The 9,373-nt window shown below is 60.2% G+C and carries 11 protein-coding genes and 1 pseudogene; 5 read left to right on the forward strand and 7 right to left on the reverse strand.

Going from position 1 to position 9,373, the window contains the following annotated elements; all coding sequences use genetic code 11:
- Positions 1 to 3: 3 nt before the first annotated feature.
- Positions 4 to 1,176 carry an MFS transporter gene (locus Q8X51_RS30960; protein WP_407694790.1) on the reverse strand — a complete coding sequence of 391 codons (1,173 nt, stop codon included), beginning with the start codon at positions 1,174 to 1,176 and terminating at the stop codon, positions 4 to 6.
- A gap of 141 nt (positions 1,177 to 1,317) precedes the next feature.
- Here Q8X51_RS30960 and Q8X51_RS30965 point away from each other — a divergent pair, with 141 nt between their 5' ends.
- On the forward strand, positions 1,318 to 1,905 hold the full coding sequence (locus Q8X51_RS30965) for a TetR/AcrR family transcriptional regulator (protein WP_065924402.1): 588 nt from the start codon (positions 1,318 to 1,320) through the stop codon (positions 1,903 to 1,905).
- Here the strand turns inward: Q8X51_RS30965 and Q8X51_RS30970 are convergent.
- Positions 1,889 to 3,244, reverse strand: coding sequence for an MATE family efflux transporter (locus Q8X51_RS30970; RefSeq protein WP_407694791.1), 1,356 nt, complete (start codon positions 3,242 to 3,244; stop codon positions 1,889 to 1,891). The two genes, Q8X51_RS30965 and Q8X51_RS30970, sit on opposite strands and share 17 nt — an antisense overlap.
- Positions 3,245 to 3,365: 121 nt before the next feature.
- Here Q8X51_RS30970 and Q8X51_RS30975 point away from each other — a divergent pair.
- Positions 3,366 to 3,641 (forward strand): annotated as a pseudogene (locus Q8X51_RS30975) (ABC transporter substrate-binding protein); the annotation flags it as partial.
- Positions 3,642 to 3,671: 30 nt separating this feature from the next.
- On the opposite strand, the gene nadE reads toward Q8X51_RS30975, so the two are convergent.
- From nadE to Q8X51_RS30990, 3 genes are read right to left on the reverse strand one after another with little or no spacing between them, the layout of a single operon-like run.
- Entirely contained in the window at positions 3,672 to 4,478 is an 807-nt protein-coding gene (nadE, locus tag Q8X51_RS30980) for an ammonia-dependent NAD(+) synthetase (protein WP_407694792.1), read from the reverse strand.
- Position 4,479: 1 nt separating this feature from the next.
- Positions 4,480 to 5,697 carry a nicotinate phosphoribosyltransferase gene (pncB, locus tag Q8X51_RS30985; RefSeq protein ID WP_065924398.1) on the reverse strand — a complete coding sequence of 406 codons (1,218 nt, stop codon included), beginning with the start codon at positions 5,695 to 5,697 and terminating at the stop codon, positions 4,480 to 4,482.
- 11 nt (positions 5,698 to 5,708) lie between these two features.
- The gene (locus Q8X51_RS30990; protein ID WP_065924397.1) at positions 5,709 to 6,356 is read right to left on the reverse strand and encodes a nicotinamidase; all 648 of its coding nucleotides are present in this window, start codon (positions 6,354 to 6,356) and stop codon (positions 5,709 to 5,711) included.
- 146 nt (positions 6,357 to 6,502) lie between these two features.
- Between Q8X51_RS30990 and Q8X51_RS30995 the strand changes: the two genes are divergently transcribed.
- Both Q8X51_RS30995 and Q8X51_RS31000 read left to right on the forward strand, forming a co-directional pair.
- Complete coding sequence (locus tag Q8X51_RS30995) at positions 6,503 to 7,195, forward strand: NUDIX hydrolase (protein WP_065949033.1); 693 nt, start codon at positions 6,503 to 6,505, stop codon at positions 7,193 to 7,195.
- Between the two features lie 31 nt (positions 7,196 to 7,226).
- A complete protein-coding gene (locus tag Q8X51_RS31000) occupies positions 7,227 to 7,457 on the forward strand; it encodes an alpha/beta fold hydrolase (RefSeq protein WP_137213013.1) in 231 nt (76 codons plus the stop codon).
- Here the strand turns inward: Q8X51_RS31000 and Q8X51_RS31005 are convergent.
- Complete coding sequence (locus Q8X51_RS31005; RefSeq protein WP_074846311.1) at positions 7,383 to 8,165, reverse strand: DUF4253 domain-containing protein; 783 nt, start codon at positions 8,163 to 8,165, stop codon at positions 7,383 to 7,385. The genes Q8X51_RS31000 and Q8X51_RS31005 overlap by 75 nt on opposite strands.
- Positions 8,166 to 8,447: 282 nt before the next feature.
- Between Q8X51_RS31005 and Q8X51_RS31010 the strand changes: the two genes are divergently transcribed.
- Positions 8,448 to 9,074: a DUF1349 domain-containing protein gene (locus Q8X51_RS31010; protein ID WP_407694807.1), complete on the forward strand. Its 627-nt coding sequence runs from the start codon at positions 8,448 to 8,450 to the stop codon at positions 9,072 to 9,074.
- 165 nt (positions 9,075 to 9,239) lie between these two features.
- On the opposite strand, the gene Q8X51_RS31015 is transcribed toward Q8X51_RS31010, so the two are convergent.
- Positions 9,240 to 9,373 (reverse strand): SDR family oxidoreductase (locus Q8X51_RS31015; protein ID WP_407694999.1); only part of this gene is annotated, 134 nt, incomplete at its 5' end.

A 9,373-nucleotide genomic window follows, 5' to 3' on the forward strand; every position in this document is an offset into this window, starting at 1 on the left:
AATTCAACCCAAGCGCCGATACCCCAGCACCGCTGACCCCATCACCACCGCCCCCGCCGCCAACGCCACCCAGAACCCGCTGGCGGCGCCAAAATGGTCGATCATCCAGCCGGAGCTGGCGGCGCCGATGGCCACACCGATACTCAGGCCTGTGATCAGCCAGGTCATGCCTTCGGTCAGGCGGCTCGACGGCACGATACGTTCCACCAGGGCCATGGACACGATCAGGGTGGGGGCGAAGAACAGTCCGGAAATGAAGATGGCCACCGCCAGACCCGGAATGTTGCTGACCATCAGCAACGGCAAGGTGGTCAGCGCCGTGGCCGCGCCGCAGAACAGGAACTGCCGGGGCAGCGGCGCCTTGAGTTTTAGGGTGCCAAAGGCCAACCCCGCCAGGCACGAGCCGATGGCGTACACCGAAAGCACGATGCTTGCCGCCGCCGGTTGGCCCTGGTGCTGGGCAAAGGCCACGCTGACCACATCCACCACACCCACGATCACCCCCATGGCCAGCAGCAGGATCATCAGGATCAGCACCGACGGTGAGGCGATCAGCCAGCCCTGATGGTGAGCGTGGTGCTCATGCACCGGGGGTTCGGTCGCGCGTTGCAGCACAAACGTGGTCACGCCAACCGCCAGCAGCAACGCGGCCACCAGAGGCCCGGCTTCGGGGAACAGCACCACGCTCAAGCCCACCGAAATCGGTGGGCCGATGATGAAGCACACCTCATCCAGCACCGATTCCAGGGCAAAGGCGGTTTGCAGCTTGGGCTGGCCCCGGTACAGCTCGGTCCAGCGCGCCCGCACCATGGCTGACATATTCGGCATGCAGCCCGCGAGGGCAGCAAACAGGAACAGCGTCCAGGTCGGCGCCTGCAACCGCGTGCACAGCAACAGCATCAACAGCGCCCCGCCGCCGATCAAGGCGGCAATCGGCAGCACCCGGCCTTGGCTGTACCGGTCCACCAACCGTGACACCTGCGGCGCGCAAAACGCAGTGGCCAGGGCGAACACCGCCGCCACCGAACCGGCCAGGCCATAACCGCCGTGCACCAGGGAAAGCATGGTGATCAAGCCAATACCTGCCATGGACACCGGCATGCGTGCCAGCATGCCGGCCAATACGAAGGCCCGCGAGCCGGGAACCTGGAACAACTCGGCGTAAGGGTTTGCCATCCTGCTCAACCTCTTCCTGATGCCCTGGAACTTGCTATCCGCAGTGATCAAGGCAAAATACATACGGTGCGTATGTGGCGAATCATGCGTAACATACGCAGCGTATGTCAATCTTTCACTTGCCCATTGTGAGTCCTGCCCATGAGCCGAGCCCGTGCCGAAATGATCGAAGACACCCGCGCCCGGCTGCTTGCCAGCGCACGGCAGGCCTTCGCCACGCAAGGCTATGCCAACACATCGATGGACGATTTCACCGCCCACGCCGGTCTGACACGCGGCGCGCTGTACCATCACTTTGGTGACAAGAAGGGGCTGCTGGCCGCCGTGGTTGCTCAACTCGATCGTGAGATGGACGCATGTTTGCAGCGTATCTCAGACGAAGCCCAAGACCCATGGAGCGGTTTTTGCGAACGCTGCCGCGCTTATTTGCGCATGGCCCAGGACGGCGAAATCCAACGCGTTGTGCTGCAGGATGCGCCGGCTGTATTGGGCGATACCGGCTCCCAGCAACACTGTGTCGAGTCGTTGCGCCAACTGCTGGAAGCCCTGATGCAGGCGGGCATCGTCCCTGGCGCACCGAGCCTGGCGCTGGCGCAGTTGATCAATGGCAGCCTGGTCAACACCGCCCTGTGGATCGCCCGGTCAGAACATCCGGATGAGCGTCTGGAGCAAGGTTTGCAGGGCCTGGAACTCCTGCTGCGCGGCCTGAAACTCACACCAACCGCTTGATCTGCTTATGCCGCCACACCAGCCGGTAGTACACGGCCTGCAACCCCAGCATCGCCAGGTACGTTACCGGGAACGCCATCCAGACGCCTTCCAGGCCGAAGTGCGCATTCAACAGGTACGCCATCGGTAACTCGACACACAGCACGCAGAAGATCGAGAACGCCACCGGCATCAGCACCACGCCGCTGGCGCGCATGATCCCGCCGATCACGGCCTGGAAGCCGAACACGAGGATGCTCCACAACATGATGTGCAGCAGGTGCTCGGCATTCACGCGTGCGGCGTCATCGGTGATGAACAACCCGAGCAACCAGTGCGACAACAGATAGCCCAGCACGATCAGGCCACCGGTCAGGCACGTATTGATCAACAGCCCGGTACGCAGGATCGGCCCGATACGCTCCAGCCGCCCGGCCCCAATCGCCTGGGCCCCGAGGATCGAAGCAGTGATGGCAATCGACAGGGCCGGAAACTGCACGTAGTTGACGATCTGCGTCACCGCCCCATAGGCCGCCGTGGCCTGGGACCCATGGCCATTGACCAAGGCAAGGATGACCAACTCCGACAGCGACAACACCACCATCTGCAAGCCTGTAGGCAAGCCGATGCGCAGGACTTTGCCGAGGATCACGCGGTCCAGGCGCAAGGCCGCGAGCAGTTCACGATCCGGCGCCATCACATGGTTTTTATGACGCAGGCGCAGGATCAGAAACAGCATCGCCGAGGCATTCCCCACCAGGCCGGCGTACACCGCGCTCTGTATGCCCAAGGGCGGCAGGCCGATCCAGCCGCGAATCAGCGCCGGAGTCAGCAGCAGGCCGACCAGGGTCGAGACCATCAGTGCCAGCAACGGCGAAATCGTGTCGCTGACACCCCGCAGCAACTGGGTATAGAGGATAAATACCAGCAACAGCGGCATGATCAGCATCATCATCTGGGCATAGCCCACGGCATCGTCGAGCACATCCGCAGGCGTACCCAATGCCTGCAACGCCGGGCGCGCAAACAGGCTGCCCAGCACCGCTGCGATCAGGCCCACCAGCGCGCCGAGGGTCAGGGTGGCACCGGTAATCGCCTTGACCATCCCGGTTTCCTGGGCGCCCCAGGCCTGGCCAATCAGCACCGAAGCGCCGGCCCCCAGGCCGATCACCAGGGCAATGAAGAAGAACACGATGGGGAACATCCCCGACACCGCCGCCAGCGCCTGGGTGCCGAGCATCTGCCCGACATAAATACCGTTGAGGGTGCCGGAAAAGCTTTGCAGGAAATTGGACAGCACCATCGGTGCCAGAAAGATCAGGTAGACCTGCCACAGCGGGCGTTGCACAGGGCTTTGCATGAAAAACGGGGCCTCGGAGAACTAAAGCGTCCGAGGGTTATACCGTAATTGGATCCGATCTTCCTGTGCTTTGCATGATGTGTGGATCGCCATCAGGCGCGGGTTCCGATGCCCACATTGGATCTTCAGCGTCACCCCGACTCAGGTCGCCACTCAAAAACGGCTCGGCGTGCCGATGGAATATGCACAGTCCAAGGAAGGCGCGGTGCTGCTCAACATGGCCGCACGCAATGACCAGCCGGAACGGGCGCAGAAACTCAACGCCTTGTTTCTGGCCGCCGAGGCTCAGGCACCGGCATTGGAAGAAGGCGACCAGATTCCGTCGAGCCCGACTACGCCGACCACCGACAAGACCCGAGCACGGGTGGACGCGATGCACAGTTACTTGCAGACGGCGAGTTGATCATTCCCACGCTACGTGGAACGATCATGGGGCGATGGGTAACGCACGTTTGTGGGCGGTCTTCAGGTAGGCGCGTTCCACGATGTCCCTCACCCGCTCACTCACCGGCTCACCCATCAGGTACGCATCGATCTCCTCGTACGTGCAGCCATAGGCCTGTTCATCCAGCTTGCCCGGCGCCAGCTCTTCGAGGTCGGCCGTGGGCTGCTTGTGCACCAGGTTCGCCGGGGCGCCAAGGGCACTGGCCAGCAGGCGCACCTGGGTCTTGGTCAGGCCCGACAGTGGCGCCAGGTCGCAGGCGCCGTCGCCGAATTTGGTGAAGAACCCCATCAGCGCTTCGGCGCCATGGTCGGTACCGACGACCAGGCCGTTGTGCAGGTTGGCCACGGCGTACTGGGCGATCATGCGGGTGCGGGCCTTGACGTTGCCCTTGATGAAATCCACCTCGGCGGCGCTGGCTTCGGTGGCGCTGAGGCTGGCCATCAGGCCGTCGACGCTGGCGGCGATGTTCAGGGTGTCGATGTGGTCCGGGGTGATGAAATCCAGCGAGGCCTGGGCATCGCTCTCATCGGCCTGGGTCTTGTAGGGCAGGCGCATGGCGATAAAGCGCGCGGCGTAGTCCTCGGCCCGCAGTTGCTCCACCGCCAGTTGGCACAGGCGCCCAGCGGTGAGGGAGTCGACGCCACCGCTGATGCCCAGTACCAGGGCCTTGCAGCCTGAATGGCGCAAGGTGGTCTTGATGAAGTCAAGGCGCCGTTGGATTTCCTGGGCTTCACCGCCCTTCACCAATGTGCGATCGATGTTGAGTTCCTGCGCGATACGTTCCTGCATGTCACACCTCCACGTTGCCGACATTGAATACCTTCGCTGCGTACTGCAAAAACGAGGGGTCTTCGCAGACGTTCTTCACCGGGTCATCGGAGAACTTCACCACCGGTTCGCCGTGTACGCGCACCAGCTTCATGACGATGCTCAGCGGCTCGACGCCTTCCACATCGCAAGCCAGACTGGTGCCCATGCCGAAACCGAACCTGGCCTTGCCACGGATGTGCCGCAGGATCGGCAGGCACTTTTCGAAGTTCAGGCCGTCGGAGAACATCAGGTCCTTGGTCATCGGGTCGATACCCAGCTGTTTGTAGCGGGCCAGCACCTTGTCGGCCCAGGCGATGGGATCACCGGAGTCCTGGCGCAGGCCGTCATAGAGCTTGGCGAAGTACAGGTCGAAATCCTTGAGGAAAAAATCGGTGCTGATGGTGTCGGTCAAGGCAATGCCCAGGCGGCCGCGGTATTCACGCACCCAGTTTTCCAGGCCGGCGTTCTGGCTTTCGCGCAACCGCCCCAGTTGCTGATGCACCATCATCCACTGGTGAGCCATGGTGCCGATCAGCGGCAGGTCGAATTCGTAAGCCAGGTGCGCATTGCTGGTGCCGACGAACTGGCCGGGGAAGTCGCGGCGCATGATGTCCACCACTTCGCGCTGGGCCTTGAACGACAGGCGCCGGCGCGTGGAGAAATCGGAGACGCGCAGGTCGGCCAACTCCTCGCGGCTGAGGTTTTTCTCCAGCCAGTCGAACTTCTGGTAGAGCTTGCGGGTGACGTCTTCCAGGGTCACGTCGGGGTATTTGGCGCGGTTGCGCAGCTCGCTGACCAGCGCCAGTACCGGTTGTTCGAACATGATGCAGTGCAGCATCGGCCCGACCACACGGATGTTCAGTTGGCCGTCGACTTCGCTGACGTGGATATAGCGCAGGTTGAAACGGAACAGGCCGAGGAAGCGCTCGTAGTCGGGGGTCAGGTATTCGCGAAAGCGTGGGTTGAACAGAAAGCGCAATTCGCCCTCGCGCATCTGCAGGCCGGCCATGTTCTCAAGCTCGGCGCGCAACTCGGGGATCAGGTGACCGAGCTTTTCCTTGGCGCGCACGATGAAGTTGTATTCCACATCGACATTCGGGTGCTGGTGCAACACCGCCTGCATCATGGTGAAGGTGTAGTAGTCGGTGTCGAGCAAGCCCTGGATCACCGGGGCTTCGTAGTCGTAGGCACTTTCCATGGTGTATCTCCTTAACGCGTGGCCATCGCGGCCAGTTCTTCGCGGGTGCTGCTGATGACGGCACCGGCCTTGAGCAACTCATTGACGGCCTGTACACCGCCCTCCTCACTGATCCCCCGGCACGCCGGCAGGTGCAGGACCACCTCCAGGCCGGCCTTGAGCAGTTGCAAGGCGGTGGTCTTGACGCAGTAGTCCAGGGCCAGGCCGCCGACGATCACGCGAGTGACGCCCTGGGCCTTGAGGTACTCGATCACGCCAGTGGAGAGTTTGTCGTGCAGGTCGTGATAGCAGGCGCCATAGGGGTGCAGGTCGGGTTCGACGCCCTTCCAGATGAAGTAGTCGTAGTCATAGGGCGTGGGCAGCTCGTCGAGCAAGGTAAAGCCTTCGGTGCCCGGCACGCAGTGGCTGACCCAGGTCACATCGGCGTGTACCAGGCCGGTGGGCTGGAGCATCTCGCTGTGCTGGGCGACCACCCAGGGTGCATGCGGGGTGTGGGCGTCCTTGCTGCCGACGCGGTGGCCGGCGAGGCTGGCCATGTAGTTGAGTTCGGCACCGATCCGGTCACCGCCGGCCACCGGCAACTCGTTGGGGCACAGCGGCGTGAAGCTCTTCTGGGCATCGACGTCGAATGAAGCAATGGCAGTTTTCGCAAGGGTCATGGCGGTTCTCCTATGGCCTGGAAACAAAAGTACACGTCATGTACTTTCATTGCAAGAAACATTTATTTATCTATCCTGACGCAGGTACATGACATATCTGTTCGATCCGTTAGACTGTGCCCCACCGCTGTTCAGAAGGACGTCACATGCCCCTTAGCCCCTACCTCCATACCGTCGACCTGTGCGTGCTGTGCTACTGCCGCGCCGCCGGGGAACTCCAGTTGTTGCTGAACAAGCGCGAAGCCGAGCCCTTCGCCGGGCATTGGGCGTTGCCGGGGGTGGTGGTGAATGGCGGCGTGCAAGATCTGAGCCTCCAGGATGCGGTGGAACGCTTACGCGCCAGCAGCAAGGTCGGCCTGGAGCTGGCCTGGAGCGAGCAAGTGGGCACGGTGGGCGATGCGTTTCGCGATCCGCGTTGCTGGTCGTCGTCAACGTACTACCTGGCGATCGTCGCGGATGAGGTGGCGCCGAGTGAGCATCAAGGCTGGTTCCCGCTGCAGGCGGTGGCCGATGGCAGCATCAAGTTGCCGTTCGATCACAACAGCATCGTCGCGGCCGTGCAGGAACGCCTGTTTTCCAAGTCGCTGTACAGCAGCTTGCCGCTGATGTTCCTGGGCAATGAGTTCAGCGCGCCGGAGGCGACCACGATCTTTTCCCTGGTGCTGGAGCGGCCGGTGCTCAAGACCAGTATTCGCCAGCGCTTGTTGAAGCTGACGGAAGCGGGATATTTGCGCGAGACGGGGCGCAAGAAGCAGGGTGAAGGCGGCAGGCCCCAGGCGACGGTGGAGAACCTGAAGCCTGGGGCGGTTTACTTCTTTGATCGCAGTTTTGCCGACTAGGCACCCTTTTCAAGGACGATGACGTTCAAATGTGGGAGGGGGCCCGCCTATCTTGCTGATTCCTGGCTGGCCGCAGAGCTGGTATGCAGGGCGCTATGTAATGCCCCAACTGGTGGACGCTGCTTATCGAGTCATTGCGGTCGATCCTCGTGGTATGGGGAAAGTGATGCACCCATACGCACGGAGCTCATTCCACGTAACGGAGCCACAAATGCGTCCGGCCGGAGATCGCCTGTGCGACTGCACAAATGCGTGTCTGTAGGTCTTCATCGCTGGTGTTGTAGAGCGCACAGAAGTCTTTGGCTACGACGTTAGCAAGGGATGTATCAGGCGGTTCAGCACGAATGAAGCCGATGTAAGAAGCACCTACGCCCATCAACTCATAGCCATGTGCTTCTGAAAAGTGACGCGCAACCGCAAAGTTTTTCGCAGGATCCAGGTCGGACGTGAAATAGCCATTCGGGAAAGCCGCGAGTGCCTGGCAAGACTGCTGAACGGGCACCAGGAGCGCTGAAAGAGGCTGCTCTAGAAGAGAGACAGGGTCGTTCTGGTAAGCGATCCACTCTTGCAGGGCCTGCTCATCGAGTGTCAAACCATGAGCGCAAGCATCTTCGAAAGATGTGACTGCAGCCAAGTTCATGAAATTGCGATAGCAGATTGCAAACTCCGCTTTCGTAGTCGGATAGCCTATGTATTCACCATTCTCGAAGCACTCTGGAGGTAAGCCCGCTATGTCCTGCTCCGATGCATCGTCCATCCCTAAATTGTTGCGCGCATGCCCCGAGGTGTAGCGGGCTTGGTGCAGATCATCGAGCGAGAACAGAGGTTTAAAGCCTGGGTGCGCCACAGCAATCTTACGACGAGCTTCGGTCAGATCGTCAACGCTGGTAATTGCGCTCACGCCGTACTCATCGCATGTACCTACAGACGGATTATCACGCATGCCATTACCGCGAAATTCGATATCCATAAACCGTGGCCTCCTCCAGGCTGTTACTGAATTGAGTGAGTAATCCTAAGCGTTCCAGGATCATCATATGAAGATCTGCCTCCAAGCGACAACAGGACTTGGTTTGACTCCCCTGCCATCACAGAGCAGCACGCTACGCTAACGTTGACGTTCGTACTCCAAGGTCATGTTGATGTGCAAAACTGGCTTACCATGCAATTTCTAATCGACTCAGGGAAGAAAGCGCAGCGTTGGCACTGGCTTGCAACGCAGATCCACCCAATAAACTGTGGAGGTAACAGGATGGACAGAAAGCAGACTGCAGAGGTCAATCAGGACATTGAAGCGTCAATTTGGCGAACTGCTAATTGGCTGAATAAACCGAGCCTTTGCCAAGTCTTTACTGACGGCACCTTGGAGATGGTTACCGACGCCCAAACCGACTTCTGGCGTGAAACGCACTACGGATTCATACGCGACAGCGGACATTTCTTAGGGTTTTCAACCTCAGGAAGCTTTACTGCTCAGGTCAGAGTTAACGCCGATTTTCGCGAGCTCTATGATCAAGCCGGAATTATGGTCAGGCTCAATGAGGAGACTTGGCTCAAGGCGGGGATAGAATATAACGATGGAATGCCAATGATCAGCAGCGTGCTGACCCAAGGCCGGTCGGATTGGGCGCCTAGCTGCTTCACCGGTAACCCAAATGATTTCTGGCTTCGTTTAACCATTTCCGATGGAGCACTACGCTTGCAGTACTCAACGGACGGCGTGACTTGGCCATTGCTCAGGCTTGCACCCTTTCCAGAGGCGGAAAACTATACGGTTGGCCCTATGTGCTGCACACCGGAACGGCAAGGGTTGAGGGTAAAGTTTTCTGAATGGTCTTTGAGTCAGCCCATCGGGCGAGACCTGCATGATTTGAGCTAGCCAGTATGTCGAGCAGGCAATCAAGCAGATGACTTTTTGATCCATCGGGGACTCTCGATTCCATGACATGGCCAGTTACCTCCTGGCCATGATTCATACATGTAAAGGTGTCTGCGGTCTGTACCGGGGCAAGCCCCCTCCCACAGTTTTGATTGGGGAATGACTTCAGCTCATCCAGTTGCCGCCGTCGACGTTGTAGGTCTGGGCCACCACATAATCAGCCTCCTTCGACGCAAGGAAAATCGCCATCCCGGTCAAATCCTCGGCCGTCCCCATCCGCCCGAACGGCACCTCCGCCC

The sequence above is a fragment of the Pseudomonas sp. Yb2C2 genome (genome assembly GCF_052112325.1).
Taxonomy (GTDB): Bacteria; Pseudomonadota; Gammaproteobacteria; order Pseudomonadales; family Pseudomonadaceae; genus Aquipseudomonas; species Aquipseudomonas marginalis.

What these genes read in the sequence shown, in the direction of transcription:
- Q8X51_RS30960 (WP_407694790.1), bottom strand. Translation starts at nt 1,176, where the DNA reads ATGGCAAACCCTTACGCCGAGTTGTTCCAGGTTCCCGGCTCGCGGGCC.
- Q8X51_RS30965 (WP_065924402.1), top strand. Translation starts at nt 1,318, where the DNA reads ATGAGCCGAGCCCGTGCCGAAATGATCGAAGACACCCGCGCCCGGCTG.
- Q8X51_RS30970 (WP_407694791.1), bottom strand. Translation starts at nt 3,244, where the DNA reads ATGCAAAGCCCTGTGCAACGCCCGCTGTGGCAGGTCTACCTGATCTTT.
- nadE (WP_407694792.1), bottom strand. Translation starts at nt 4,478, where the DNA reads ATGCAGGAACGTATCGCGCAGGAACTCAACATCGATCGCACATTGGTG.
- pncB (WP_065924398.1), bottom strand. Translation starts at nt 5,697, where the DNA reads ATGGAAAGTGCCTACGACTACGAAGCCCCGGTGATCCAGGGCTTGCTC.
- Q8X51_RS30990 (WP_065924397.1), bottom strand. Translation starts at nt 6,356, where the DNA reads ATGACCCTTGCGAAAACTGCCATTGCTTCATTCGACGTCGATGCCCAG.
- Q8X51_RS30995 (WP_065949033.1), top strand. Translation starts at nt 6,503, where the DNA reads ATGCCCCTTAGCCCCTACCTCCATACCGTCGACCTGTGCGTGCTGTGC.
- Q8X51_RS31005 (WP_074846311.1), bottom strand. Translation starts at nt 8,165, where the DNA reads ATGGATATCGAATTTCGCGGTAATGGCATGCGTGATAATCCGTCTGTA.
- Q8X51_RS31010 (WP_407694807.1), top strand. Translation starts at nt 8,448, where the DNA reads ATGGACAGAAAGCAGACTGCAGAGGTCAATCAGGACATTGAAGCGTCA.